The sequence below is a fragment of the Enterobacter sp. BNK-8 genome, from assembly GCF_048685095.1.
In the GTDB taxonomy this organism is placed as follows: Bacteria; Pseudomonadota; Gammaproteobacteria; order Enterobacterales; family Enterobacteriaceae; genus Enterobacter; species Enterobacter quasiroggenkampii.
Genome location: NZ_JBLQTN010000001.1, coordinates 13,505 through 37,674, shown reverse-complemented (window position 1 = coordinate 37,674; position 24,170 = coordinate 13,505). Strand labels below are relative to the sequence as shown.

General features: G+C 56.1%; 25 protein-coding genes and 3 tRNA genes. 14 read left to right on the top strand and 14 right to left on the bottom strand.

Going from position 1 to position 24,170, the window contains the following annotated elements:
• Positions 1–148 precede the first annotated feature (148 nt).
• From ACMGGU_RS00200 to orn, 4 genes are all read right to left on the bottom strand, one after another.
• Positions 149–224: transfer RNA gene (locus ACMGGU_RS00200), tRNA-Gly, on the bottom strand.
• 36 nt (positions 225–260) lie between these two features.
• A tRNA-Gly gene (locus tag ACMGGU_RS00195) sits at positions 261–336 on the bottom strand.
• Between the two features lie 36 nt (positions 337–372).
• A tRNA-Gly gene (locus ACMGGU_RS00190) sits at positions 373–448 on the bottom strand.
• Positions 449–644: 196 nt separating this feature from the next.
• Positions 645–1,190, bottom strand: coding sequence for an oligoribonuclease (orn, locus tag ACMGGU_RS00185; protein WP_045909541.1), 546 nt, complete (start codon positions 1,188–1,190; stop codon positions 645–647).
• A 107-nt stretch (positions 1,191–1,297) separates the two neighbouring features.
• Here orn and rsgA point away from each other — a divergent pair, with 107 nt between their 5' ends.
• The 3 genes from rsgA (at position 1,298) to mscM (ending at position 6,759) form a co-directional block, all read left to right on the top strand.
• Positions 1,298–2,350 carry a small ribosomal subunit biogenesis GTPase RsgA gene (rsgA, locus tag ACMGGU_RS00180; RefSeq protein WP_008502927.1) on the top strand — a complete coding sequence of 351 codons (1,053 nt, stop codon included), beginning with the start codon at positions 1,298–1,300 and terminating at the stop codon, positions 2,348–2,350.
• 97 nt (positions 2,351–2,447) lie between these two features.
• Positions 2,448–3,416 (top strand): archaetidylserine decarboxylase, encoded by a 969-nt coding sequence (gene asd, locus ACMGGU_RS00175; protein WP_023293460.1) that lies wholly within the window; start codon positions 2,448–2,450, stop codon positions 3,414–3,416.
• A 19-nt stretch (positions 3,417–3,435) separates the two neighbouring features.
• Entirely contained in the window at positions 3,436–6,759 is a 3,324-nt protein-coding gene (mscM, locus tag ACMGGU_RS00170; protein WP_045909543.1) for a miniconductance mechanosensitive channel MscM, read from the top strand.
• Between the two features lie 37 nt (positions 6,760–6,796).
• Here the strand turns inward: mscM and yjeM are convergent, their stop codons facing one another.
• Both yjeM and epmA read right to left on the bottom strand, forming a co-directional pair.
• Positions 6,797–8,296: a glutamate/gamma-aminobutyrate family transporter YjeM gene (gene yjeM / locus ACMGGU_RS00165; protein ID WP_420300155.1), complete on the bottom strand. Its 1,500-nt coding sequence runs from the start codon at positions 8,294–8,296 to the stop codon at positions 6,797–6,799.
• 178 nt (positions 8,297–8,474) lie between these two features.
• Complete coding sequence (epmA, locus tag ACMGGU_RS00160) at positions 8,475–9,452, bottom strand: elongation factor P--(R)-beta-lysine ligase (protein WP_045909545.1); 978 nt, start codon at positions 9,450–9,452, stop codon at positions 8,475–8,477.
• A gap of 310 nt (positions 9,453–9,762) precedes the next feature.
• On the opposite strand from epmA, the gene frdA reads away from it, so the two are divergent.
• Genes frdA through frdD form a run of 4 tightly spaced genes read left to right on the top strand, consistent with a single transcriptional unit; the run spans position 9,763 to position 13,056 of the window.
• On the top strand, positions 9,763–11,553 hold the full coding sequence (gene frdA / locus ACMGGU_RS00155; RefSeq protein WP_045909546.1) for a fumarate reductase (quinol) flavoprotein subunit: 1,791 nt from the start codon (positions 9,763–9,765) through the stop codon (positions 11,551–11,553).
• Positions 11,546–12,280 carry a succinate dehydrogenase/fumarate reductase iron-sulfur subunit gene (locus ACMGGU_RS00150; RefSeq protein ID WP_045909547.1) on the top strand — a complete coding sequence of 245 codons (735 nt, stop codon included), beginning with the start codon at positions 11,546–11,548 and terminating at the stop codon, positions 12,278–12,280. The genes frdA and ACMGGU_RS00150 overlap by 8 nt, the downstream gene beginning before the upstream one ends.
• Before the next feature lie 10 nt (positions 12,281–12,290).
• Positions 12,291–12,686 carry a fumarate reductase subunit FrdC gene (gene frdC / locus ACMGGU_RS00145; RefSeq protein ID WP_045909548.1) on the top strand — a complete coding sequence of 132 codons (396 nt, stop codon included), beginning with the start codon at positions 12,291–12,293 and terminating at the stop codon, positions 12,684–12,686.
• Between the two features lie 10 nt (positions 12,687–12,696).
• A complete protein-coding gene (gene frdD, locus ACMGGU_RS00140; protein WP_032662398.1) occupies positions 12,697–13,056 on the top strand; it encodes a fumarate reductase subunit FrdD in 360 nt (119 codons plus the stop codon).
• A 29-nt stretch (positions 13,057–13,085) separates the two neighbouring features.
• On the opposite strand, the gene ampR is transcribed toward frdD, so the two are convergent.
• Positions 13,086–13,961 (bottom strand): LysR family transcriptional regulator AmpR, encoded by an 876-nt coding sequence (gene ampR, locus ACMGGU_RS00135; RefSeq protein ID WP_420300154.1) that lies wholly within the window; start codon positions 13,959–13,961, stop codon positions 13,086–13,088.
• 132 nt (positions 13,962–14,093) lie between these two features.
• Between ampR and ACMGGU_RS00130 the strand changes: the two genes are divergently transcribed.
• Positions 14,094–15,239: a cephalosporin-hydrolyzing class C beta-lactamase ACT-168 gene (locus ACMGGU_RS00130; RefSeq protein ID WP_367187912.1), complete on the top strand. Its 1,146-nt coding sequence runs from the start codon at positions 14,094–14,096 to the stop codon at positions 15,237–15,239.
• A 131-nt stretch (positions 15,240–15,370) separates the two neighbouring features.
• A complete protein-coding gene (locus tag ACMGGU_RS00125; RefSeq protein WP_045909551.1) occupies positions 15,371–15,901 on the top strand; it encodes a lipocalin family protein in 531 nt (176 codons plus the stop codon).
• Here ACMGGU_RS00125 and sugE read toward each other — a convergent pair.
• Positions 15,898–16,215: a quaternary ammonium compound efflux SMR transporter SugE gene (gene sugE, locus ACMGGU_RS00120; RefSeq protein ID WP_008502938.1), complete on the bottom strand. Its 318-nt coding sequence runs from the start codon at positions 16,213–16,215 to the stop codon at positions 15,898–15,900. The two genes, ACMGGU_RS00125 and sugE, sit on opposite strands and share 4 nt — an antisense overlap.
• Before the next feature lie 261 nt (positions 16,216–16,476).
• Between sugE and ACMGGU_RS00115 the strand changes: the two genes are divergently transcribed.
• Positions 16,477–17,076: a response regulator transcription factor gene (locus ACMGGU_RS00115; protein ID WP_395299740.1), complete on the top strand. Its 600-nt coding sequence runs from the start codon at positions 16,477–16,479 to the stop codon at positions 17,074–17,076.
• Positions 17,077–17,113: 37 nt separating this feature from the next.
• Here the strand turns inward: ACMGGU_RS00115 and ecnB are convergent, their stop codons facing one another.
• From ecnB to efp, 3 genes are all read right to left on the bottom strand, one after another.
• Complete coding sequence (gene ecnB, locus ACMGGU_RS00110) at positions 17,114–17,260, bottom strand: lipoprotein toxin entericidin B (RefSeq protein ID WP_003025482.1); 147 nt, start codon at positions 17,258–17,260, stop codon at positions 17,114–17,116.
• A 108-nt stretch (positions 17,261–17,368) separates the two neighbouring features.
• Positions 17,369–17,500 carry an entericidin A/B family lipoprotein gene (locus tag ACMGGU_RS00105; protein ID WP_024907352.1) on the bottom strand — a complete coding sequence of 44 codons (132 nt, stop codon included), beginning with the start codon at positions 17,498–17,500 and terminating at the stop codon, positions 17,369–17,371.
• A gap of 57 nt (positions 17,501–17,557) precedes the next feature.
• Positions 17,558–18,124, bottom strand: coding sequence for an elongation factor P (efp, locus tag ACMGGU_RS00100; protein WP_008502940.1), 567 nt, complete (start codon positions 18,122–18,124; stop codon positions 17,558–17,560).
• A 40-nt stretch (positions 18,125–18,164) separates the two neighbouring features.
• On the opposite strand from efp, the gene epmB reads away from it, so the two are divergent.
• On the top strand, positions 18,165–19,193 hold the full coding sequence (gene epmB / locus ACMGGU_RS00095; RefSeq protein WP_395299739.1) for an EF-P beta-lysylation protein EpmB: 1,029 nt from the start codon (positions 18,165–18,167) through the stop codon (positions 19,191–19,193).
• A 68-nt stretch (positions 19,194–19,261) separates the two neighbouring features.
• Here epmB and ACMGGU_RS00090 read toward each other — a convergent pair whose 3' ends face one another.
• Positions 19,262–19,615 (bottom strand): DUF4156 domain-containing protein, encoded by a 354-nt coding sequence (locus ACMGGU_RS00090; protein WP_045909554.1) that lies wholly within the window; start codon positions 19,613–19,615, stop codon positions 19,262–19,264.
• A gap of 231 nt (positions 19,616–19,846) precedes the next feature.
• On the opposite strand from ACMGGU_RS00090, the gene ACMGGU_RS00085 reads away from it, so the two are divergent.
• The 3 genes from ACMGGU_RS00085 to iadA are packed head-to-tail and all read left to right on the top strand — an operon-like array spanning position 19,847 to position 22,125.
• Positions 19,847–20,509 (top strand): nucleoside recognition domain-containing protein, encoded by a 663-nt coding sequence (locus ACMGGU_RS00085; protein ID WP_045909555.1) that lies wholly within the window; start codon positions 19,847–19,849, stop codon positions 20,507–20,509.
• Positions 20,490–20,951, top strand: coding sequence for a YjiG family protein (locus ACMGGU_RS00080; RefSeq protein WP_045909556.1), 462 nt, complete (start codon positions 20,490–20,492; stop codon positions 20,949–20,951). Before ACMGGU_RS00085 ends, ACMGGU_RS00080 begins: the two co-directional genes overlap by 20 nt.
• 10 nt (positions 20,952–20,961) lie before the next feature.
• Positions 20,962–22,125, top strand: coding sequence for a beta-aspartyl-peptidase (gene iadA, locus ACMGGU_RS00075; RefSeq protein WP_196347154.1), 1,164 nt, complete (start codon positions 20,962–20,964; stop codon positions 22,123–22,125).
• Between the two features lie 65 nt (positions 22,126–22,190).
• Here the strand turns inward: iadA and groL are convergent, their stop codons facing one another.
• Both groL and ACMGGU_RS00065 read right to left on the bottom strand, forming a co-directional pair.
• Positions 22,191–23,834, bottom strand: coding sequence for a chaperonin GroEL (gene groL / locus ACMGGU_RS00070; RefSeq protein ID WP_008502946.1), 1,644 nt, complete (start codon positions 23,832–23,834; stop codon positions 22,191–22,193).
• A 31-nt stretch (positions 23,835–23,865) separates the two neighbouring features.
• On the bottom strand, positions 23,866–24,159 hold the full coding sequence (locus ACMGGU_RS00065; protein ID WP_003855929.1) for a co-chaperone GroES: 294 nt from the start codon (positions 24,157–24,159) through the stop codon (positions 23,866–23,868).
• Between the last annotated feature and the right edge of the window lie 11 nt (positions 24,160–24,170).

Sequence of the window (24,170 nt, the reverse complement as noted above, 5' to 3'; positions counted from 1 at the left end):
GATATTATTCACCCTGCTAAGTTTTAACCCTGTTTCGGTTAAGCGCAGTTTCTGTGGATAACTCTGTTCACAAGAGTATTTCAGAGACAATAGAAAACGTCCCCAGCGACGCTTTTCGCTGTGGATATTTTAGAGATGAAGAAGAATTTGGAGCGGGAAACGAGACTCGAACTCGCGACCCCGACCTTGGCAAGGTCGTGCTCTACCAACTGAGCTATTCCCGCTTGGGTGGTCCGTGCTGTGGAAGCACTTTCAAATTTTGGAGCGGGAAACGAGACTCGAACTCGCGACCCCGACCTTGGCAAGGTCGTGCTCTACCAACTGAGCTATTCCCGCTTGGGCAGTCTGTGCTGTGAAAGCACTTTCAAATTTTGGAGCGGGAAACGAGACTCGAACTCGCGACCCCGACCTTGGCAAGGTCGTGCTCTACCAACTGAGCTATTCCCGCAAATCTGTACTGCTTTTGTTGCTGTCGTAACGTGTAATTCTCTGTCGTTACGGGAGGCGCATTATACGAGAAATCCTTTTAGCTGCAACCCCCCTTAAAGCGATTTTTTCGAAATTCAGTTCAAATGCTTATTTAATCGGCAAGCTGAACAATTTAACGACAAAAACCCGGCCACGCAAGGCGCCGGATCTCAAAATCACAGCTTAATAAAGTTTTCGCGGTAGTAGGAAAGCTCCGCCACGGACTCTCGGATATCGTCCATCGCCTGATGCGTCCCCTGCTTTTTAAAGCCGTCGAGGATTTCAGGCTTCCAGCGACGCGCCAGCTCTTTCAACGTGCTGACATCCAGATAGCGGTAGTGGAAGTAAGACTCCAGCTCCGGCATGTACTTAAACAGGAAACGACGATCCTGACCGATACTATTCCCACAGATAGGCGATTTGCCCGCCGGAACCCACTTTTTCAGGAACTCAAGCGTCGCCAGCTCCGCCTCACGGTCACCCATGGTGCTCGCCTTCACGCGCTCCACCAGACCACTGCCGGTGTGGGTACGCACGTTCCACTCATCCATCAACGCCAGCTGGTCATCGGACTGATGCACCGCTATCGTTGGCCCTTCCGCCAGGATATTCAGGTTGGCGTCCGTCACCAGGGTTGCAATTTCAATGATGCGATCGCGCTCGGGATCCAGCCCGGTCATTTCGAGATCGATCCAAATCAGGTTGTTTTCATCCGCGCTCATGTTATTTTCCACCCTTCTCGCATAACCGGCAGTAGCAGGTTAACTAGTATTAATTAGAGTGTATCATAGAGGTTTTGCCCCCTACGGGCGACCAGGAGCCAGTGCGATTGAGTAAAAATAAACTCTCCAAAGGGCAGCAGCGCCGCGTGAATGCCAATCACCAGCGCCGTCTTAAAACCACTGCGGAGAAGGTCGATTACGACGACAACCTGTTTGGCGACCCAACGGAAGGCGTAGTCATCAGCCGTTTCGGTATGCACGCTGACGTGGAATCCGCCGATGGTGCGATTCACCGCTGCAACATCCGCCGGACCATTCGTTCTCTGGTGACCGGCGACCGCGTCGTCTGGCGGCCGGGTAAAGAGGCGGCGGAAGGCGTGACGGTAAAAGGTATCGTTGAAGCGGTCCATGAGCGCACGTCCGTGTTAACCCGTCCCGATTTCTACGACGGGGTCAAACCGATTGCCGCCAACATTAACCAGATTGTTATCGTATCGGCGATTTTGCCCGAACTGTCGCTCAATATTATCGACCGATACCTCGTCGCCTGCGAAACGCTGCAGGTTGAGCCGATTATCGTGCTGAACAAAATCGATCTGCTGGACGACGACGGAATGGCTTTCGTCAATGAGCAGATGGATATCTATCGCAAGATTGGCTACCGCGTCCTGATGGTCTCCAGCTACACCAAAGATGGCCTGAAACCGCTGGAAGAGGCGCTTACCGATCGCATCAGCATCTTTGCGGGCCAGTCCGGCGTGGGCAAATCGAGCCTTCTGAACAACCTGCTTGGCCTCCAGCAAGAGATCCTCACCAACGATGTCTCTGATGTCTCGGGCCTGGGCCAGCACACCACTACCGCGTCACGCCTGTATCACTTCCCGCATGGGGGCGATGTCATTGACTCCCCGGGCGTGCGAGAGTTCGGTTTATGGCACCTGGAGCCGGAACAAATCTTTAACGGATTTGTCGAATTCCATGATTATTTAGGCGCTTGCAAGTACCGCGACTGTAAACACGATAACGACCCAGGCTGCGCTATCCGTGAAGCGGTTGAGAAAGGCGAAATTGCGGAGACCCGCTTCGAGAATTACCACCGTATTCTTGAGAGCATGGATCAGGTAAAAACGCGTAAAAACTTTTCTGATTCTGATAACTGACAACTAAGCTAAGCATCGCTAAAATCGTCCCCTTTTTTCAGGTTCCGGCGGCTTAACGCCGGATCAGGAACGACAAAACAATGGCCTGGAGGCTACCTTGTTAAACGCATTTAAACTTTCGCTTCAATACATTCTGCCAAAACTGTGGCTCACTCGCCTGGCGGGCTGGGGCGCGAGCAAACGCGCAGGCTGGCTGACCAAACTGGTCATCGACCTTTTCGTAAAATATTACAAGGTCGATATGAAAGAGGCGCAGAAGCCGGATACCGCCAGCTACCGCACCTTCAACGAATTCTTCGTGCGCCCGCTGCGTGACGACGTGCGCCCGGTGAACACCGACCCTAACGTCCTGGTGATGCCGGCAGACGGCGTGATCAGCCAGTTGGGTAACATCGAAGACGACAAAATTCTGCAGGCGAAGGGCCATAACTACAGCCTGGAAGCGCTGCTGGCGGGTAACTACCTGATGGCGGATCTGTTCCGCAACGGTACCTTTGCCACCACCTATCTGTCACCGCGCGACTACCACCGCGTGCACATGCCGTGTAACGGCATCCTGCGTGAAATGATTTACGTCCCGGGCGATCTGTTCTCCGTGAACCACCTCACCGCGCAGAACGTGCCAAACCTGTTTGCCCGTAACGAGCGCGTCATCTGCCTGTTTGATACTGAATTCGGCCCTATGGCACAGATTCTGGTCGGTGCGACCATCGTCGGCAGCATCGAAACCGTCTGGGCTGGCACCATTACCCCACCGCGCGAAGGCGTGATCAAACGCTGGACCTGGCCTGCCGGTGAAGCGGAAGGCTCTGTGGCCCTGCTGAAAGGCCAGGAGATGGGTCGCTTTAAGCTGGGCTCCACCGTGATCAACCTGTTTGCGCCGGGCAAAGTGAAGCTGGCTGAACAGCTTGAAAGCCTGTCGGTGACAAAGCTGGGCCAGCCGCTGGCGGTCTCTACTGAAACCTTCGTGACGCCAGAGGCAGAACCGGCTCCGCTGTCACAAGAAGAGATCCAGGCCGAGCACGACGCCAGCCCGCTGGTTGACGACAAAAAAGACGAAGGCTAACAACAGAAGGATCGCTGACGTGCGCCCGATTATCGTTCTACTGATGGCCTGGTGCCTCAGCATGGGGGCGTACGCAGCGACAGCCCCCGACGCCAAACAGATAACCCAGGAACTGGAGCAGGCAAAAGCGGCCAAACCCGCTCAGCCAGAGACCGTCGAGTCGCTCCAGTCCGCACTGAACGCGCTTGAGGAGCGGAAAGGCTCTCTTGAGCGCGCTCAGCAGTATCAGCAGGTTATCGACAACTTCCCCAAACTCTCGCAGACGCTGCGCGCGCAGCTCAATAATTTGCGTGACGAACCGCGCGATGTGCCCGCAGGGATGACCTCCGACGCACTGAACCAGGAGATCCTGCAGGTCAGCAGCCAGCTTCTGGAAAAGAGCCGCCTAGCTCAGCAGGAGCAGGAGCGAGCGCGCGAAATTGCCGACTCTCTCAGCCAGCTTCCGCAGCAGCAAACCGACGCCCGTCGCCAGCTTAATGAAGTTGAGCGCCGCGTGGGTACGCAAAACGGCAACACGCCGCAGGCACAGGCCCAAAATCTGGGCCTGCAGGCAGAATCGGCTCGCCTGAAGGCCCTTGTCGATGAGCTTGAGCTGGCGCAGCTTTCCGCCAATAACCGCCAGGAGCTGTCGCGGATGCGCTCAGAACTCGCTCAGAAGCAGAGCGAGCAACTGGACGCGTATCTTCAGGCCCTGCGCAACCAGCTCAACAGCCAGCGCCAGCGTGAAGCGGAGCGCGCGCTGGAAAGTACCGAGCTGCTGGCAGAAAACAGCGATAACCTGCCTGCCGGCATCGTCCAGCAGTTTAAGGTCAACCGTGAGCTTTCGGCCGCGCTGAACCAACAGGCGCAGCGTATGGATCTGGTGGCCTCGCAGCAGCGTCAGGCCACCAATCAAACCCTTCAGGTTCGCCAGGCGCTTAACACCCTGCGCGAGCAGTCCCAGTGGCTCGGATCGTCAAACCTGCTGGGCGAAGCGCTGCGCGCCCAGGTCGCGCGGCTGCCGGAAATGCCCAAGCCGCAGCAGCTGGATACCGAAATGGCCCAGCTGCGCGTTCAGCGGCTGCATTTTGAAGATCTTCTCAACAAACAGCCGCAAATCCGCCAGATCCGTCAGGCTGACGGACAGCCTCTGACCAGCGAGCAAAACCGCATTCTTGAAGCCCAGATGCGTACCCAGCGTGAACTGCTGAACTCTCTGCTCCAGGGCGGGGATACGCTGATTCTGGAGCTGACCAAGCTAAAAGTGTCCAACAGCCAGCTGGAAGATGCGCTGAAAGAGGTGAACGAGGCGACGCACCGTTATCTCTTCTGGACGTCCGACGTGCGTCCGATGACCTTCTCGTGGCCAATTGAGATTGTCCAGGATCTGCGCCGTCTGATTTCGCTGGATACCTTCAGCCAGCTGGGACAGGCAAGCGTAATGATGCTCACCAGCAAAGAGACCATTTTCCCGCTGCTGGGGGCGTTGATTCTGGTGGGCTTCAGCATTTACTCGCGCAGACATTTCACCCGCTTCCTCGAGCGTTCCAGCTCCCGGGTGGGGAAGGTTACCCAGGATCACTTCTGGCTGACGTTGCGCACCGTATTCTGGTCGATTCTTGTCGCCTCCCCGCTGCCGGTGCTGTGGATGACGCTGGGCTATGGCCTGCGGGAAGCCTGGCCCTATCCGCTCGCGGTAGCGATTGGCGATGGCGTCACCGCCACGGTACCGCTGCTGTGGGTGGTGATGATTTGCGCCACCTTTGCGCGACCCAATGGCCTGTTTATCGCCCACTTTGGCTGGCCGCGTAATCGCGTGGCGCGCGCCATGCGTTACTATCTGATGAGCATCGGGCTGATTGTGCCGCTGATTATGGCGCTGATCATGTTCGATAATCTCAACGACCGCGAATTCTCAGGCTCGCTGGGCCGCCTCTGCTTTATGCTGATATGTGGAGCGCTGGCCATCGTCACGCTCAGCCTGAAACGCGCGGGTATCCCGCTCTATCTGGATAAAACCGGCAGCGGCGACAACATGTTCAACCGGCTGCTCTGGAACCTGCTGCTCAGCGCACCGTTGATTGCGATGCTGGCAGCCGCGGTGGGTTACCTGGCGACGTCGCAAGCGCTGTTGGCTCGTCTGGAAACCTCGGTGGCCATCTGGTTCCTGCTGCTGGTGGTATATCACGTGATCCGCCGCTGGATGCTGATTCAGCGCCGCCGTCTGGCGTTTGATCGTGCCAAGCATCGCCGGGCGGAGATCCTCGCCCAGCGCGCGCGGGGTGAGGAAGAGCCAAACCACGTCAACAGTACGGAAGGCACGACGGAGGCGGATGAGGTCGAGCTGGATCTGGATGCCATCAGTACCCAGTCCCTGCGTCTGGTTCGCTCCATTCTGATGCTGATTGCCCTCCTGTCGGTCATCTTCCTGTGGTCGGAGATCCACTCCGCATTTGGCTTCCTGGAGAACATCTCGCTGTGGGATGTGACCTCCACGGTGCAGGGCGTTGAAAGCCTGGAGCCGATCACTCTAGGGGCAGTGCTGATTGCCATTCTGGTGCTTATCATCACCACCCAGCTGGTGCGCAACTTCCCGGCGCTGCTGGAGCTGGCGCTGCTGCAGCATCTGGATTTAACGCCGGGTACGGGCTATGCGATCACGACCATTACCAAGTATCTGATCATGCTGTTTGGTGGACTGGTTGGCTTCTCGATGATCGGCATTGAGTGGTCGAAGCTCCAGTGGCTCGTCGCAGCGCTCGGCGTCGGGTTAGGTTTTGGTTTACAGGAGATCTTCGCCAACTTCATCTCTGGCCTGATCATACTGTTCGAAAAACCAATCCGTATTGGCGATACCGTCACGATCCGCGATCTGACCGGCAGCATCACGAAGATCAACACCCGTGCGACGACGATCAGCGACTGGGATCGGAAAGAGATCATCGTGCCAAACAAGGCGTTTATTACCGAGCAGTTCATCAACTGGTCGCTGTCAGACTCCGTTACCCGTGTGGTGCTGACGGTACCGGCACCGTCGGACGCTAACAGCGAAGAGGTCACCCAGATCCTCTACACCGCCGCTGAGCGCTGCTCGCTGGTGATCGACAACCCGGCGCCAGAAGTCTTCCTTGTGGATTTACAGCAGGGGATTCAGATTTTCGAGCTGCGTATCTACGCCGCCGAAATGGGCCACCGTATGCCGCTGCGCCATGAGATCCACCAGCTGATTCTGGCGGGCTTCCGCGAGCACGGTATTGATATGCCGTTCCCACCGTTCCAGATGCGTCTGGAAAGCCTGGACGGGCGTAAAACGGGAAGAACGCTGACGTCAGCGGCGCGTACGCGCCCGGCGGGCAGTCTGTAACTCGTTTCCCCTCCCTTTCGGGAGGGGAATATTCCCGCTACGCCACTTCTGCGATGAACGCCGTCGCGCGTCGACGGTAATTCTCATAAATCCCCATCGCTAACAGCGAGAAGAAAATTGGGCCGCCCACCATCCACAGCGCGCTGTTCCAGTCGTTCGCCTCAATCACCGGCTGAATAATGGTGAAGATGTTGGCAAACGCCACCACCAGCACCACCACCGTGGTGGCCAGCAGTGTTGCCGCGCGGGTTTTGAAGATCACAAACGGACGTTCAAGGTCCTGCTTCGCCTTAAAGAACGGGAACGCCAGGGTCAGGAACAGGTACGGCAGGGTCATCGACCCGTTTGCCATCAGGGTCAGCTTGTTGTAAAACGCAGACGCCGTATCGCCGCCAAATGACACCAGCAGAATGAACGCACATACCAGCAGGCACTGCATCCACATCGCGTTAGCAGGCATCCCCGTCGTGTTGAGCTGGGTCATGCGCGCAGGCCACAGCGCCTTCGGCGTACCCTGAATAATCGCTTTCAGCGGCGAATAGATCAGCGTGAAGAATGCGCCGGTATAGGCGAGGAACATCGACAGACCGGTAATACGCGCAAACCAAATGCCCAGCGTTGCCGCCGCATCCGGCGTCAGGTTCATCGCCTGCCCCAGCGTCATCCCCAGGCTTTTCATCAGCACATAGGTGATGTTCCCGAGGTTGGTGGTGCTGTTGCTCAACACCTGTTGCCAGTTGGTGCTGACCCCCCAGAGGAAAATCGCCAGCGAATAGCCGATGGAAATCACGATGGCGGCAAAAATAATGCCTTTGGCAAAGTTTTTCTCCGGGTTCTCGGTCTTGTCGACCAGACCGCCAACGGCTTCGATGCCGCCGTAAGCGAAGATGGCAAACACCACGAAGGAGAGCATAGCCAGCCCGGACTGGTAACCTGGATTAGGCGATGAAACGAAGTTCACCTCCTGCGCAAAATGACCACCGTTCAGGCACAGGATAGCGATACTCACCAGCAGCAGCACCAGGTTCAGGCACATCACGGAAATCCCGCCCACGGCGGTAATCCGGGCAATTTTGTTGATGCCTTTAGACGCCACCAGCGTCACGACAACCATCCAGCATACCGCCAGAATCCCGACGACCTGCGTGGAGCTCAGCCCGGCTAACGACCAGACCTGGGTTTTATCGGCGCCGAAAACAAACGTCGAGAACGGCACCCAGACTTTAGCGGCCGTACTGACCATCCAGACGACGTAGGATGAAAACCACATAAACGTACCGATAAAGGCATAACGCGGGCCGACGCTGTTATTCATCCATGAGTAAATCCCGCCCTCTTCTTTCCGGTAAGCCGAGCCCATCTCCGCCATCATCAGCGCAAACGGGATAAAGAAGAACAGAGCAGAAACGATATAAAACGGCGTCGCGCTATAGCCCATCAGATAGAACGCGGAGGGGCTGTTTGCAAAGCCAAACACTGAGGTAAATATCATCAGGATGAGCCCGGTGAGGGTCATCTTTTTGAGTGAGTGGGACATAGAACCATCCAAAGAGAAATTAAACTGCGCGGATGGTAGCAGAAGACCAGACTAATATTGTGGCTATAAGGGCCAAATTAAGAAAAAGACCCGTGTATTGATAATATGGCAGTTTTTAATGTGGCAGGACCAAATGACCGAGTAGGCCGGGTAAGCGACAGCGCCACCCGGCAATTCTTTAAGCGCGATCGACCGTAAAGGCAATCACATCGCCCAGCTGCTCGGCGCCCAGCGCCAGCATCACCAGACGGTCTACGCCCAGCGCCACGCCGGAGCAATCCGGCAGGCCCGCTTTTAACGCTTCCAGCAGGTTGGTATCGATCGGCTGCTGTGGCAGGCCGCGCGCGGCGCGCTTGCGGTTATCCTGCTCGAAACGCTGCGCCTGCTCGCGGGCGTCGGTCAGTTCGTGGAAGCCGTTCGCCAGCTCAATACCTTTGTAATAGACCTCAAAACGCTCTGCGACACGATGGTCTTCGGTACTGATCTGCGCCAGTGACGCCTGGCTTGCCGGGAAGTGATAGACAAACGTCGGACGGTCTTTGCCAATCTGCGGTTCCACGCCGAAGGTGAACAGCAGCTGCAGCAGCGTGTCGCGATCCTCTTCGGTATCCGCCACGTTGCTCAGATCCAGTTTTGCCGCCACTTCGCGCAGCTGGGTTTTGTCCGCCGACAGCGGATCGATTTCCAGATAGCGCTGGAAGGCCTGCTGATAAGAGAGCGTTTCAGCTTCAGAGCAGTCCAGGACCTGCTGCAGCAGATCGTCCACCTCATTCATCAGGCGGTACATATCATAATGCGGGCGGTACCACTCCAGCATGGTGAATTCCGGGTTGTGGTGACGCCCCATCTCTTCATTACGGAAACTGCGGCACAGCTGATAGACCGGACCACACCCCGCCGCCAGCAGGCGTTTCATGTGGTATTCCGGGCTGGTCATCAGATACAAATTCATGCCCTGAGAGTGGCCGGGGCCAACAAAACGGGTTTCAAACGGGACCAGATGAATATCCGTTACCGTTGCCTGACTCATGCACGGGGTTTCCACCTCCAGGACGCCGCGGTCGGCAAAGAAACGGCGGATCTCCGTCATAATTGCAGCGCGTTTTAACAGATTAGGGATGGATGCGCTCGGCTCCCAGGTGGCCGTTTCGCTCATGAGTTGTTCTCCGATTTCAGACAAGGGCACGAAGTCTACTCGTTAGCAGGGACAGAGACAAATTTTGCGCAGTAAAAAAGCGCATTTCATTTAGGTGAACAATTGCGTGATGCAATTCATCAATCTCAATGATAAATCGCCGGACAGAACAGCAAAAAAATCGAACACGTCAAATTTCCCTGACATCTACACGGTTATACTGTTTTACCCATAAAGGAGCAGTGGAAACGCTTTCGCAATCGTCCTTTTGGACGGGTGAACTACCTTTAGTTTGTCGCGTTGCGAAATAACAAAAATCTGGAGGAATGTCGTGCAAACTTTTCAGGCCGATCTTGCCGTAATAGGCGCTGGCGGGGCTGGATTACGTGCTGCGATTGCTGCAGCGCAAGCTAATCCCAACGCTAAAATCGCATTGATTTCAAAAGTCTATCCAATGCGCAGCCACACGGTGGCCGCAGAAGGAGGGTCCGCCGCCGTTGCGCAGGATCATGACAGCTTTGAATACCATTTCCACGACACGGTTGCAGGGGGCGACTGGCTTTGTGAACAGGATGTCGTTGACTACTTTGTGCACCATTGTCCAACGGAGATGACCCAGCTTGAGCAGTGGGGTTGTCCGTGGAGCCGCCGTCCGGACGGCAGCGTCAACGTTCGCCGCTTCGGCGGCATGAAGATCGAACGCACCTGGTTCGCTGCCGATAAGACCGGCTTCCACATGCTGCACACCCTGTTCCAGACCTCCCTTCAGTTCCCACAAATTCAGCGCTTCGATGAGCATTTCGTCCTCGATATTCTGGTGGATGATGGACACGCGCGCGGCCTGGTGGCGATGAATATGATGGAAGGCACGCTCGTCCAGATCCGCGCCAATGCGGTGGTGATGGCGACGGGCGGTGCGGGCCGCGTTTATCGTTATAACACCAACGGCGGCATCGTTACCGGCGACGGTATGGGTATGGCGCTCAGCCACGGCGTGCCGCTGCGCGATATGGAATTCGTGCAGTATCACCCAACCGGTCTGCCAGGCTCCGGCATTCTGATGACGGAAGGCTGCCGCGGTGAAGGCGGTATTCTGGTCAACAAAAACGGCTACCGCTACCTGCAGGATTACGGCATGGGTCCGGAAACCCCGCTCGGCGAGCCGAAGAACAAGTACATGGAGCTCGGCCCGCGTGACAAAGTCTCTCAGGCTTTCTGGCACGAGTGGCGCAAAGGCAACACCATCTCTACGCCGCGCGGCGATGTGGTCTATCTCGACCTGCGTCATCTGGGCGAGAAAAAACTGCTGGAACGTCTGCCGTTCATCTGCGAGCTGGCGAAAGCCTACGTCGGCGTCGATCCGGTGAAAGAGCCGATTCCGGTACGCCCAACGGCGCACTACACCATGGGCGGGATCGAAACCGATCAGCAGTGTGAAACTCGTATTAAGGGTTTGTTCGCCGTCGGTGAATGTTCCTCCGTGGGCCTGCACGGCGCCAACCGTCTCGGCTCAAACTCGCTGGCCGAGCTGGTCGTCTTTGGCCGCATGGCGGGCGAGCGCGCGATGGAGCGGGCGGCAACCGCAGGCGAAGCCAACGGTGCCGCGCTGGATGCACAGGTCGCCGACGTTGAAAAACGCCTGAAAGATCTGGTGAACCAGGAAGGTAACGAGAACTGGTCTAAGATCCGCGACGAGATGGGCCTGTCGATGGAAGAAGGCTGCGGTATCTACCGTACCCCTGAGCTGATGCAAAAAACCGTCGACAAGCTGGCGGAACTGCAGGAGCGCTTCAAGCGCGTACGGATCACCGATACCTCCAGCGTCTTCAACACCGACCTGCTCTATACCATCGAACTGGGCCACGGCCTGAACGTGGCGGAATGTATGGCGCACTCTGCGCTGGCGCGGAAAGAGTCGCGTGGTGCCCACCAGCGTCTGGACGAAGGCTGTACCGAGCGTGACGACGTCAACTTCCTGAAACACACGCTCGCCTGGCGCGATGCGGATGGCACCACACGTCTGGACTACAGCGACGTGAAAATCACCACGCTGCCACCGGCTAAACGCGTGTACGGTGCAGAAGCAGAAGCCGCCGAGAAGAAGGAGAAGGCGAATGGCTGAGATGCAAACACTCAAAGTTGAAGTGGTGCGCTACAACCCGGAAGTGGATGCCGCACCGCACAGTGCTTTCTATGAAGTCCCTTACGACGAGCAAACCTCCCTGCTGGACGCGCTCGGCTATATCAAAGACAACCTGGCGCCAGACCTGAGCTACCGCTGGTCCTGCCGCATGGCGATCTGCGGCTCCTGCGGCATGATGGTCAACAAGGTGCCGAAGCTGGCCTGTAAGACCTTCCTGCGTGACTATACCAAAGGCATCAAGGTCGAAGCCCTGGGCAACTTCCCGATTGAACGCGATCTGGTGGTCGATATGACCCACTTTATCGAAAGCCTGGAAGCCATTAAGCCCTACATCATCGGCAACCCGCGCACGCCGGATCAGGGGCCAAACACCCAGACCCCGGCTCAGATGGCGAAATACCATCAGTTCTCCGGCTGCATCAACTGCGGTCTTTGCTACGCTGCCTGTCCACAGTTTGGCCTGAACCCCGAGTTCATCGGCCCGGCCGCCATTACCCTGGCGCACCGCTATAACGAAGACAGCCGCGACCACGGTAAAAAAGAACGTATGGCGCAGCTTAACAGCCAGAACGGCGTCTGGACCTGTACCTTTGTGGGCTATTGCTCCGAAGTCTGTCCGAAGCACGTCGACCCGGCCGCCGCTATTCAGCAGGGTAAAGTGGAAAGCTCGAAAGACTTTCTTATCGCTACCCTGAAACCACGCTAAGGAGTGCATGATGACGACTAAACGCAAAGCCTATGTGCGGCCTGTGCCGTCCACCTGGTGGAAAAACCTGCCGTTTTATCGCTTCTACATGCTGCGTGAAGGCACGGCGGTACCGGCGGTCTGGTTCAGCCTTGAGCTGATGTACGGCGTTTTTGCCCTCAAGCATGGCCCGGAAACCTGGGCCAGCTTCGTCGGTTTCCTGCAAAACCCGATCATAGTCATTCTGAACCTGATCGTGCTTGCGGCCGCGCTGCTGCATACCAAAACCTGGTTTGAACTGGCGCCAAAAGCGGCGAACATCATTGTAAAAGGCGAGAAAATGGGGCCAGAGCCGGTGATTAAGGGGCTCTGGGCGGTGACGGTTCTGGTCACCGTGGTCATTCTGTTTGTCGCACTGTTCTGGTAAGGAGACTATTGTGATCAATCCAAATCCAAAACGTTCTGATGAGCCGGTCTTCTGGGGCCTCTTTGGCGCAGGCGGCATGTGGAGTGCCATCATTGCCCCCGTCATCATTCTGCTGGTCGGCATTATGCTGCCGCTGGGGCTGTTCCCGGGCGATGCGCTGAGCTACGAGCGCGTACTGGCGTTCGCGAGCAGCTTTATCGGCCGCGTGTTCATCTTCCTGATGATCGTCCTGCCGCTGTGGTGTGGCCTGCACCGTATTCACCATGCGATGCATGACCTGAAAATTCATGTACCGAGCGGGAAATGGGTATTCTACGGTCTGGCGACCATCCTGACCGTGGTGACGCTGATTGCGGTGGTCACCCTCTGACGCCTCTGGCCCGCCATCCGGCGGGCCTTTTATCTCTGCATCTTCCCCACCAGCCACTGGGCAAACTCACTCATTGCGGGCGTTTCTGCGCGTGACTGCAGCCTCGTGAGCCAGTAGCTGCCAAGGTCAATCTGCGTCGCAAAGGGTTGCACAATGCGCTCACTGTTCAGCAGGTGGGTAAACATATCGACAGGGGCAATCGCTATGCCCGCACCTGCCTGCGCAGCTTCCAGCATGGTCACGGACGAATCAAACACCATCACCCGGTGCGTCGGTGAAGGCGGATGTTCTCCCGCGGCCTGCATCCAGGCGGTCCACTCGTCGCGCCGGTAAGAACGCAGCAGGGTAAACTTCAGGATATCGGCAGGAGTATGCAACGCGGCAGCGATATCAGGCGTGCAAAGCGGTGCCAGCGGCGCAGAACAGAGAAATGTCGCTTCCGTGCCGTGCCACGCCCCTCCGCCATAGCGAATGGCGTAATCAAGCCCCTCGGCTGCCGGATCGACGCGATTGTTGTGCGTCGACAGCTGAAGATCGATATGCGGATAGCAGCGACGAAAGTCAGCGAACTGCGAGAATAACATCCCCGTAGCAAAGGTACCCACCACGCCAATTTTCAGCTTCTCCTGAGCGCGCTGGCTGGCAAAGCGATCCAGCATTCCGGCAATTCGGTCGAACGAGTCATTCAGTACCGGCAGCAAATTCTCGCCTTCCGTGGTCAACATCAGCCCACGGGAAACGCGGACGAACAGCTGGCAGTTCAGGTGCTGCTCCAGCGCCTTTACGTGCTGGCTAATCGCGGAATGGGTGACATTCAGCTCAATAGCGGCATGCGTAAAACTGAGGTGCCTGGCGGCGGCTTCAAACGCCCGCAGGGAATTAAGAGGAAGATAGCTGCGCGTCATGGTCTCGTCCGTTAGAAAAATTAACAGCTAATGCTAAATTTAACCGTTTGTCAGCCACAGTCAAATCTCACAGACTACAGCGGTCTGACGGGCCCGGACACTCCCTTGAACTGCTATTACGGAAGATAACTAATGATGAAAAAAAACCTAAGCTGTGCCCTGCTGCTCAGCGTTGCCAGCGCTGCATTCGCCGCACCGATGTCCGAAAAACAGCTGGCTGAGGTGGTGGAACGTACCGTTACGCCGCTGATGAACGCGCAGGCCATTCCGGGTATGGCGGTGGCGGTGATTTATCAGGGTCAGCCGCACTACTTTACCTTCGGTAAAGCTGATGTTGCAGCGAACAAACCCGTCACCCCGCAAACCTTGTTCGAGCTGGGTTCGATAAGTAAAACCTTCACCGGCGTATTGGGTGGCGATGCGATTGCGCGCGGTGAAATAACGCTGGGCGATCCGGTGACCAAATACTGGCCTGAGCTCACGGGCAAGCAGTGGCAGGGCATTCGCATGCTGGATCTGGCAACCTATACCGCAGGCGGCCTGCCGTTGCAGGTGCCGGATGAGGTCACGGATACCGCCTCCCTGCTGCGCTTTTATCAAAACTGGCAGCCAAAGTGGAAGCCGGGCACCACGCGTCTTTACGCTAACACCAGCATCGGTCTTTTTGGCGCGCTGGCGGTCAAACCCTCCGGCATGAGCTATGAGCAGGCCATGACGACGCGGGTATTTAAGCCGCTCAAGCTGGACCATACATGGATTAACGTCCCGAAAGCGGAAGAGGCGCATTACGCCTGGGGATACCGTGACGGTAAAGCGGTCCACGTTTCGCCAGGGATGCTGGACGCGGAAGCCTATGGCGTAAAAACCAACGTGCAGGATATGGCAAGCTGGGTGATGGTCAATATGATGCCGGACTCCCTTCAGGATTCCCCACTTAAACACGGTATTGCCCTGGCACAGTCTCGCTACTGGCGCGTGGGATCCATGTATCAAGGATTGGGCTGGGAAATGCTGAACTGGCCGGTCGACGCCCAAACGGTGGTCGGGGGCAGCGACAATAAGGTGGCGCTGGCGCCGTTGCCTGCAAGAGAAGTGAATCCACCGGCACCACCGGTTAAGGCCTCCTGGGTCCATAAAACGGGCTCTACCGGCGGATTTGGCAGCTACGTGGCATTTATTCCTGAAAAGCAGCTCGGCATTGTGATGCTGGCGAATAAAAGCTATCCGAACCCGGCACGCGTTGAGGCGGCATACCGTATCCTCGACGCGCTGCAGTAAAACATTGCCGGGTGGCAGCTTCGCCTTACCCGGCCTATAAAATCCACGGTGTGCGGCGAAATACCCCGCACACTCTTCCGCATTTTTCCTGCTGTCATCTACACTTAACAAAAAACAGTAAGGAAACTCCTATGCGCATTCTGCCTGTTATCGCCGCGGTGACAGCCGCATTTTTAGTGGTTGCCTGCAGTTCCCCTACCCCACCGCCTGGCGTTACCGTCGTCACGCCTTTTGATGCACAACGCTTCCTTGGAACATGGTATGAAATCGCGCGCCTCGACCATCGGTTTGAGCAGGGCTTAGAGAAGGTCACTGCGAATTACAGTCCGATGGATGATGGCGGTATTCAGGTGATCAACCGGGGCTATAATCCCGATCGTGAGATGTGGCAGCAGTCGGTTGGGAAAGCGTACTTCACTGGCGACCCGCGGCGAGCCGCGCTCAAGGTCTCTTTCTTTGGCCCGTTTTATGGCGGCTATAACGTGATCGCGCTCGACAGAGAGTACCGTCACGCGCTGGTCTGCGGGCCGGATCGCGACTACCTGTGGATACTCTCCCGCACGCCAACTCTTTCACCCGAAATGAAGCAGCAGATGCTGGACGTCGCGACCCGGCAAGGGTTTGATGTGTCAAAACTTATCTGGGTAAAACAGCCCCATTAGTGGGTGCTGAGCTTAAGCCCAACGATCCCGGCCACAATCAACGCGAGGCTGGCAATACGCGCCAGACTCGCTGACTCGCCAAGCAGCAGAATGCCGGTGATGGCAGCACCCACCGCGCCAATACCCGTCCAGACGGCATAAGCCGTTCCCACAGGCAGAGAGCGCATCGCCCAGGATAACAGAACGATACTGACGATCATGGCGGTAACGGTAATGACGCTGGGCGTCAGGCGGGTAAATCCGTGGGTGTACTTGAGACCAATCGCCCATACCACTTCGAGCAGGCCAGCAATAAAAAGAATGATCCAGGACATGTCAGGCTCCTTAACTTAATGCAAGTTGGGGCCGTCCCCGGTGAAAGAAACGCTTACGGGTCGTCCCGTAAGGCAGAGATTACGCCCCCTATTGTGGTTAGCGTGCTATTATTTTTCAATCATTTTTTGCTGAACACGTTAAGGCAAGAAATAGCCGCAGTATGGCGCGGAGTTCCGGCTTTTAGCACTCATCCGACTTCTCTATGATGATGTGCTTTCTGATGGCAGGAAGCCAAACCACTAGCCGACTGCGAATAAAATATGTTCAAAATTCTTTTGATTGACCGTTGTCACTTCACCCGCGCGGGGTTTGAAGCATGGCTCAATCATTCCGGTTTGTTCCCGGGACACTACGTTGTGACCGGGCTGAATAATCTGTTTCTTGCCAGAGAACACATTCTGCAATGGAAACCTGCGCTGGTCATCGCTGACCTGTACGGCTTCAGGCAGGATATTCACCATTTTCAGCAGCTCTCTTCTCTGCTTAACGCCAGTGAACGCTTACCGTTTATTTTACTGCAGTCGGGAGAGGACAGCGGCATGACCGACTGGCTTGGAAAGTTCCCGGTGTGGTCGTCACTGTTGAAAAACGTCAGTCTCAAAGAAGTGGCGACGGTTATCAACGACGCATTACGCTCGCGCGCAGGCGCTGACAGGCCAACGGCGGCGGCCCCCTTGCTGACCCGCCAGGAAGAGAAGGTGCTGACATTGTGGATGGACGGCGCGAGCAATCAAAAAATTGCCGCTCACCTGAGTATCAATGGAAAAACGGTTTATACCTATAAACGCAATATCCGCATGAAATTACATATGGATACGCGTTTTTCTCCGTTCTTATCCCTGCAGGAATCAGAAAGCTGACGGTACGAAACCCGACTGGTCCCGTACCGTTTATTCGTTACTGCTGAGCTTTTGTTGCCGCACCAGAGATTGCGCTACCACCTTCAGAAATATCCTGACCGACGCCACGCGTGGTATTACAGGCCGTTAACACTGAAGAAAGTACCAGGACTGAAAAGATCGCTGCAATTGTCTTCTTAACCATAATATCTTCCTTTTATAGCCAAAGTTGTTTTGTGTATAGCAACTTAAGGATAGACAAAATCCCGCCGGTTGACGGAAAAGGACGCATTTTTAGGAAAATTAGACGAACTTAGCTGGCGGCGTGAGAAATGATATGACCCAGATCCTGGATATCTTGTCCCATTCCACGCGTGGTGTTACAGCCGGAAAGTAATGCACTGGAGAGCGCTAACAGAAGCAGAATTTTAACGGTACGTTTCATCATCCCTGCCTGCAAAAATCAGGCGCAGCGGGCGCTGCGCCTTCAGTCATACGTAAATTACTTCACGCGGGACACGTATTCGCCGGAGCGAGTATCCACTTTGATCACTTCGCCAGTCTGTACGAACAGTGGCACTTTCACCACTGCGCCGGTAGACAGTTTGGCTGGCTTACCGCCGGTACCTGCGGTATCACCCTTCAGACCTGGATCGGTTTCTACGATTTCCAGCTCTACGAAGTTTGGTGGGGTCACCGCGATAGGCTGGCCGTTCCACAGGGTCACGATGCACTCAGCCTGATCCAGCAGCCATTTAGCGCTGTCACCTACCGCTTTCTCATCAGCAGAGAGCTGTTCGAAAGTGGAGTTGTTCATGAAATGCCAGAACTCGCCATCGTTGTACAGATAGGTCAGGTTCATATCAACAACATCAGCGCCTTCAGCAGAGTCAGTAGACTTGAAGGTTTTCTCAACACGGGTACCGGTCAGCAGACGGCGCAGCTTAACGCGTGCGAATGCCTGGCCTTTACCTGGTTTAACGAATTCGCTGGCTTCAACCGCGTACGGTTCGCCGTCCATCATGATTTTAAGACCAGCACGAAAATCGTTGCTATAGTACGTTGCCATAAGGCCCTCTAAATTTGTTAACTGGTAGCTAAGCCACAAAATGGCGCATATTGTAACCCTAAACACCCCGTCCAGAGAAGATTGGTTATCGCAACTTGCCGATGTAATCACCAGTCCTGATGAATTGCTGCGTCTTTTAGACCTCGATCAGCACCCAGAGTTGCTTGCAGGCCGCGAGGCAAAGCGCCTTTTCGCCCTGCGCGTTCCCCGTGCGTTTGTGGCGCGGATGGAGAAAGGCAACCCCGACGATCCATTATTAAAACAAACACTTACTTCGCAGGATGAATTCATTACTGCGCTGGGATACAGCACCGATCCGCTGGAAGAGCAGAACAGCGTGGTGCCGGGTTTACTGCATAAGTATCTCAACCGCGCCCTGCTGCTGGTCAAAGGCGGATGTGCGGTAAATTGTCGTTATTGCTTCCGCCGGCACTTCCCGTACGCCGAAAATCAGGGCAATAAACGCAACTGGCAGGTTGCGCTGGACTATATTGCCGCCCATCCGGAGCTGGATGAGATTATTTTTTCCGGCGGCGATCCGCTGATGGCGAAAGATCATGAGCTGGACTGGCTGCTGACTCAGCTTGAAGCCATCCCGCACATTAAGCGCCTGCGCATTCACAGCCGCTTACCGATTGTCATTCCGGCACGTATCACCGACGGCCTGGTGTCACGCCTGGAGCAGTCCCGCCTGCAGGTGCTGCTGGTGAATCATATTAACCACGCGAACGAAATTGACGATGCGTTTTGCGCGGCGATGGCGCCACTGCGTAAAGCGGGCGTGACGCTGCTGAATCAGAGCGTGCTGCTGCGCGGCGTGAATGACAGCGCCCGCGTGCTGGCCGATCTGAGCAATGCCCTGTTTGATGCGGGCGTGATGCCGTATTACCTGCACGTGCTGGATCGCGTTCAGGGCGCGGCGCATTTCATGGTGACGGATGAAGAAGCCCGGCAGATCATGCGCGAACTGTTAACGCTGGTTTCAGGCTATATGGTGCCGAAGCTGGCACGTGAGATTGGCGGAGAGCCGAGCAAGACGCCGCTGGATTTGCAGTTGCGGCAGCACTAAAAAGGCAGGTGGCGCTACGCTTACCTGCCCTACAGGGCAGGTAAGCGTAGCGCCATCAGCACATTACATCAGTTCGGGCACTTATAGACCTGGCCCGTCATCTGGCTGGCGGTCGGCACGAAGCTGGACAGCATACTCTGCGTTGGGCTGCTTACGCCGTAAATCACGTTGCCACCCATTGCCGCAGCCTGATTGCGCAGGGCATTCGCCGCACCGCGCATTGAGCCACCTTCTTCGCCATGCTGCCCTGACATCCAGTTACTTTGCTCACCGGTTGCCGTGCCTAACAGCTGGCATTCAGTGCCAGGCTTATCTTCCACAAAGCGAACGCCCTGGCCCGCTGCCGACAGCTCATTGCTGGAGCTACACCCCGCCAGCAGCAGTGCTGCCCCTACAATCCCTGCACAGACTTTTACGCGCATGTTATTCCTCGTTTTCAATAAGCTGGACAGTAGTTGTCCGTGTGTAAATCTTATACCTAAAAGATGACCAAAAGAAAAACGTTGAGCAATTCTGAGGGCCTGATTCCAGTCATCCCTTCCCTGATATCCTAAATGAATTCTGATATTGGCCTTTGGGATATCGTGTTTTCTTCTCCGATCGTTTTTAGTGATGCGACGTACAACTTTTGTACGCAACGAAAAGGAGGTTACATGAGTGCATCATCCTCAGGAGAGGAAAGAGTGACGTGGGTGGGCTATCTGGCGTTTGTGCTGACCATCGTTTTTTTCTCCGGTTTTTTCGCAAAAAGCACCGACTGGTGGCGCGTGCTGGACTTTACCGTCTTAAACGGCAGCTTTGGCCCGGTTAACGGCGCCCTGACGTTTCGCGGAACGGGCGGAACGGGGGCGAAAGACGGTTTCCTGTTTGCCCTTGAGCTGGCTCCCTCGGTCATCTTATCGCTCGGTATTATTGCCGTCACCGAAGGTCTGGGCGGGCTGCGTGCCGCGCAGCAGCTTATGACACCTGTTTTACGTCCGCTGCTTGGTGTGCCGGGCGTTTGCTCCCTGGCGCTGATTGCCAACCTGCAAAACACCGATGCGGCGGCAGGGATGACCAAAGAGTTAACCGATGAAGGCGCGATTACGGACCAGGAGCGCGCTATTTTCGCCACCTTCCAGACCAGCGGTAGCGCCATCATTACTAACTATTTTTCTTCCGGTGCCGCGCTATTCACCTTCATTACCGTCCCGGTGATTACGCCGCTGGCCGTCATTCTGGTGTTTAAGTTTGTTGGCGCGAACGTCCTGCGCCTGTGGATCGCCCACATGGAAAATCGTCTTCAGGAGGAAGAACATGATCGCCCAGCCGCGTAAAAATATCATGGATATGTTTATTGATGGCGCCCGCCGCGGCTTTACCATCGCCACCACCAGCCTGTTGCCGAACGTCGTCATGGCGTTTGTCATCATTCAGGCGCTCAAGGTCACCGGCCTGCTGGATATTGTCGGCAAACTATGTGAGCCGATTATGGCGCTGTGGGGCCTTCCGGGCGCGGCGGCAACGGTTCTTCTGGCCTCGGTGATGAGTATGGGGGGCGGCGTGGGTGTCTGCGCCAGCCTGGTCGCCGCCGGCACGCTCAACGGCCACGATGCCACCATCCTGCTGCCGGCCATCTATCTGATGGGCAATCCGGTGCAAAACACCGGCCGCTGCCTGGGGACCGCCGGCGTGAACCCGAAATATTATCCGCATATTATTACTCTTTGCGTCATTAATGCCCTAATCTCGATGTGGGTGATGCAGCTACTCTTCTGAGGAGATAAAAATGGATTTTTCAGTGCTGACCCCCCACCTTTTCCGCAACGCGCATCTCTTCGCTCCGGAGGATAAAGGACGTTGCGATCTGCTGATCGCTGCGGGGAAAATCGTGGCGATCGAAAAAGCGAGCCAGGGAACAACGAGGCCAGACTGCCCGGAAAGCGATCTCGCCGGGGCGGTGGTTTGCCCGGGGTTTATCGACCAGCATGTGCATTTGATCGGGGGCGGCGGTGAGGCAGGCCCTCACACCCGCACGCCAGAGGTTTGCCTGTCTGCACTCGTGGCCGCAGGCATCACCTCCGTTGTGGGCCTGCTCGGCACCGACGGCGTAACCCGCCATCCTGAATCGCTGCTGGCAAAAACGCGGGCGCTCGAACATGAAGGGATCAGCGCATGGATGCTGACGGGCGCGTACGGGCTGCCTTCACCGACAATCACCGGCAGTGTCGAAAAAGACGTGGCGCTGATAGACAAAATTATCGGCGTGAAATGCGCAATCTCTGACCATCGTTCTTCCGCGCCAGCAGACCACCAGCTCGCCAGTATGGCTGCCCAGTCTCGCGTAGGTGGGCTGTTGGGTGCCAAAGCGGGCATATCCGTGTTTCACCTCGGCAACAGCCCAAAGCTCCTGGAGCCGCTATTAAGCATCCTGCATAACGCTGACGTTCCCCGCGTAAAACTGCTGCCAACCCACGTTAACCGCGCCCAGGCGCTGTTCCATGCCGCGCTGAACTATGCCCGCGAAGGCGGCTTTATCGACATCACGACCAGCATCAGCGAACCGATTGACGCCGCCTGCGCCATCGTGATGGCCCGCGAGGCGCAGGTGCCGTTTAACCGGCTTACGCTCAGTTCTGACGGTAACGGCAGCCAGCCGAAATTTGATGAGAGCGGCAATCTGGTGGGTATAGGCGTGGCGGGGTTCGAATCCCTGCTCGAAACCCTGCAACAGCTGGTCAACCGACATCAGTTGCCGCTGGAAGAGGCGCTTCTTCCGTTTACGCAAAACGTGGCGGCGTTTCTCGGTCTGGAACATAAGGGACGGATCGCGCCCGGATGCGATGCCGATTTCCTGGTGCTGACGGATGACCTGCAGATCCGCGACGTCTGGGCCAAAGGGCGCCAGATGGTGCGTGAAGGGGCTGTATGCGTCAAAGGGACTTTCGAATAGCACGCAATAAAAAACCCCGGGCATTTCTGCCCGGGGTTCGTTCTGAGAGGTTCAGAACAACATGATTACATCATGCCGCCCATTCCGCCCATGCCACCCATACCAGCAGCACCTAAGTCAGGCGCATCGCCTTTTGGCAGGTCGGTCACCATGCACTCGGTGGTGATCATCAGACCAGCAACAGAGGCCGCGTACTGCAGAGCAGAACGGGTCACTTTAGTTGGGTCCAGGATACCGAAGTCGATCATGTTGCCGTATTCTTCGGTTGCAGCGTTGTAACCGTAGTTACCTTCGCCCGCTTTAACCTTGTTCGCCACCACAGATGGCTCTTCACCGGCGTTAGACACGATCTGACGCAGAGGGGCTTCCATTGCGCGCAGCGCAACTTTGATACCCACGTTCTGGTCTTCGTTCTGAGCAGTCAGGCCAGCCAGTTTAGCGGCAACGCGCACCAGCGCAACGCCACCACCCGCAACCACGCCTTCTTCTACCGCAGCACGGGTCGCGTGCAGGGCATCGTCAACGCGTGCTTTTTTCTCTTTCATTTCAACTTCGGTCGCAGCACCGACTTTGATTACCGCAACGCCGCCTGCCAGTTTCGCTACGCGCTCCTGCAGTTTTTCACGGTCGTAATCGGAAGTCGCTTCTTCGATCTGCTTACGGATCTGACCTACGCGGCCCTGAATAGCGGCTTCTTCACCCACGCCATCGATGATGGTGGTGGTGTCTTTGTTGATCACAACGCGTTTCGCCTGACCCAGGTCTTCCAGGGTCGCTTTTTCCAGCTCCATACCGATCTCTTCGGAGATGACGGTACCGCCGGTCAGGGTAGCGATATCCTGCAGCATCGCTTTACGGCGATCGCCGAAGCCAGGTGCTTTAACCGCAGCCACTTTCACGATGCCGCGCATGGTGTTAACCACCAGGGTCGCCAGCGCTTCGCCTTCAACGTCTTCAGCGATGATAACCAGCGGTTTGCCTGCTTTCGCAACGGCTTCCAGCACTGGCAGCATTTCGCGGATGTTGGAGATTTTCTTGTCAGCCAGCAGGATGAACGGGCTTTCCAGCTCAACAGCGCCAGTCTCTGGCTTGTTGATGAAGTATGGTGACAGGTAACCGCGGTCGAACTGCATACCTTCAACCACGTCCAGTTCGTCTTCCAGACCGGTACCGTCTTCAACGGTGATCACGCCTTCTTTACCGACTTTATCCATCGCTTCCGCGATCAGTTTACCCACGGTTTCGTCGGAGTTAGCGGAGATGGTACCTACCTGAGCAATGGCTTTAGAGTCAGAGCACGGTACGGACAGCGCTTTCAGTTCTTCAACAGCGGAAGCGACAGCTTTGTCGATACCACGTTTCAGATCCATTGGGTTCATGCCCGCCGCAACGGCTTTCAGACCTTCGGTGATGATCGCCTGCGCCAGAACGGTCGCGGTGGTGGTACCGTCGCCTGCAGCGTCGTTCGCTTTAGAGGCAACTTCTTTCACCATCTGCGCGCCCATGTTTTCGAACTTGTCTTCCAGCTCGATTTCACGTGCTACAGAAACACCATCTTTGGTGATAGTTGGCGCGCCGAAGGATTTATCCAGCACTACGTTACGGCCTTTCGGGCCCAGGGTCACTTTAACTGCATCTGCCAGTACGTTTACGCCGCGGAGCATTTTTACACGAGCGTCGTTACCGAATTTTACGTCTTTAGCTGCCATGTTCTTATTTCCTCAAATTCTCGTGCGTAAATTACGCTTCAACAATTGCCAGAATGTCGCTCTCGGACATGATCAACACTTCTTCATTGTCGATCTTCTCGGATTTCACGCCGTAGCCATCGTTGAAAATTACGATGTCACCAACTTTAACGTCCAGCGGCTGCACAGTTCCGTTTTCCAGGATGCGGCCCTTACCGACAGCGATGATTTCGCCACGCGTTGATTTGGCTGCTGCAGAACCGGTCAGAACGATGCCGCCAGCAGACTTGGTTTCAACTTCTTTACGTTTGACGATCACACGATCATGTAACGGACGAATACTCATTGATAGCTCTC

Excerpts from the sequence above, each read along its gene's own strand:
- orn (WP_045909541.1), bottom strand. The coding sequence starts at position 1,190 with ATGAGCGCGGATGAAAACAACCTGATTTGGATCGATCTCGAAATGACC.
- yjeM (WP_420300155.1), bottom strand. The coding sequence starts at position 8,296 with ATGTCCCACTCACTCAAAAAGATGACCCTCACCGGGCTCATCCTGATG.
- epmA (WP_045909545.1), bottom strand. The coding sequence starts at position 9,452 with ATGAGCGAAACGGCCACCTGGGAGCCGAGCGCATCCATCCCTAATCTG.
- ACMGGU_RS00150 (WP_045909547.1), top strand. The coding sequence starts at position 11,546 with ATGGCTGAGATGCAAACACTCAAAGTTGAAGTGGTGCGCTACAACCCG.
- frdC (WP_045909548.1), top strand. The coding sequence starts at position 12,291 with ATGACGACTAAACGCAAAGCCTATGTGCGGCCTGTGCCGTCCACCTGG.
- ampR (WP_420300154.1), bottom strand. The coding sequence starts at position 13,961 with ATGACGCGCAGCTATCTTCCTCTTAATTCCCTGCGGGCGTTTGAAGCC.
- ACMGGU_RS00130 (WP_367187912.1), top strand. The coding sequence starts at position 14,094 with ATGATGAAAAAAAACCTAAGCTGTGCCCTGCTGCTCAGCGTTGCCAGC.
- ACMGGU_RS00125 (WP_045909551.1), top strand. The coding sequence starts at position 15,371 with ATGCGCATTCTGCCTGTTATCGCCGCGGTGACAGCCGCATTTTTAGTG.
- sugE (WP_008502938.1), bottom strand. The coding sequence starts at position 16,215 with ATGTCCTGGATCATTCTTTTTATTGCTGGCCTGCTCGAAGTGGTATGG.
- ACMGGU_RS00115 (WP_395299740.1), top strand. The coding sequence starts at position 16,477 with ATGTTCAAAATTCTTTTGATTGACCGTTGTCACTTCACCCGCGCGGGG.
- ecnB (WP_003025482.1), bottom strand. The coding sequence starts at position 17,260 with ATGGTTAAGAAGACAATTGCAGCGATCTTTTCAGTCCTGGTACTTTCT.
- ACMGGU_RS00105 (WP_024907352.1), bottom strand. The coding sequence starts at position 17,500 with ATGAAACGTACCGTTAAAATTCTGCTTCTGTTAGCGCTCTCCAGTGCA.
- efp (WP_008502940.1), bottom strand. The coding sequence starts at position 18,124 with ATGGCAACGTACTATAGCAACGATTTTCGTGCTGGTCTTAAAATCATG.
- epmB (WP_395299739.1), top strand. The coding sequence starts at position 18,165 with ATGGCGCATATTGTAACCCTAAACACCCCGTCCAGAGAAGATTGGTTA.
- ACMGGU_RS00090 (WP_045909554.1), bottom strand. The coding sequence starts at position 19,615 with ATGCGCGTAAAAGTCTGTGCAGGGATTGTAGGGGCAGCACTGCTGCTG.
- ACMGGU_RS00085 (WP_045909555.1), top strand. The coding sequence starts at position 19,847 with ATGAGTGCATCATCCTCAGGAGAGGAAAGAGTGACGTGGGTGGGCTAT.
- ACMGGU_RS00080 (WP_045909556.1), top strand. The coding sequence starts at position 20,490 with ATGATCGCCCAGCCGCGTAAAAATATCATGGATATGTTTATTGATGGC.
- iadA (WP_196347154.1), top strand. The coding sequence starts at position 20,962 with ATGGATTTTTCAGTGCTGACCCCCCACCTTTTCCGCAACGCGCATCTC.
- groL (WP_008502946.1), bottom strand. The coding sequence starts at position 23,834 with ATGGCAGCTAAAGACGTAAAATTCGGTAACGACGCTCGTGTAAAAATG.
- ACMGGU_RS00065 (WP_003855929.1), bottom strand. The coding sequence starts at position 24,159 with ATGAGTATTCGTCCGTTACATGATCGTGTGATCGTCAAACGTAAAGAA.